At 37.6% G+C, this 585-nt stretch carries 1 pseudogene; it reads left to right on the top strand.

The annotated features are described in order from the left end of the window. Window positions 1-76 precede the first annotated feature (76 nt). A pseudogene (locus tag C9E89_RS23115) lies at window positions 77-585 on the top strand (IS3 family transposase); the annotation flags it as partial.

Here is a 585-nt window from a genome sequence, read left to right as displayed (position 1 = left end):
AGAGATGGATCCGGAAATTTGAACAACTCCTATAAGTGATACTCTGCTCCTCAAATGATGTTATAAACATCAATATATGGAGTATTTTATGGCACGTAGACCAAGAAGAAATCATTCAAACGACTTTAAGGCTAAGGTAGCACTTGCTGCGATCAAAGCAGAAAAAACACTTGCTGAATTGAGTTCTGAGTTTGATGTTCATCAAAACCAAATTATTGACTGGAAAAATCAATTGATCTCAGCTTCCTCACAAGCTTTCGATCAATCAAAAGCTCCATCAGAACCTCCCATTGATCTTAAAAAGTTACATGCAAAAATCGGTGAGCAGGCATTAGAAATTGATTTTTTAGAAGGTGTGTTGAAGAAACTGGGCCGCTTCAACCACAAAAGTTAATCGATCACTCACTTCAGATTTCAGTATCTAAACAAGCTAAGTTACTGAAAGTCTCTCGTGGTTGTTATTATTATCGCCCAAAACCTGTTAGCTCATCAGATCTGAAGCTGATGCGATGTATTGATGAATTACATATGCAATATCCTTTTGCAGGCAGTCGTATGATGCGTGATTTGTTGAATCGTCAAGGG

It is taken from the genome of Acinetobacter sichuanensis, assembly GCF_003024515.2.
In the GTDB taxonomy this organism is placed as follows: Bacteria; Pseudomonadota; Gammaproteobacteria; order Pseudomonadales; family Moraxellaceae; genus Acinetobacter; species Acinetobacter sichuanensis.
Note: the sequence above shows the minus strand (reverse complement) of the source record. Positions and strands in the feature narration are given on the sequence as shown.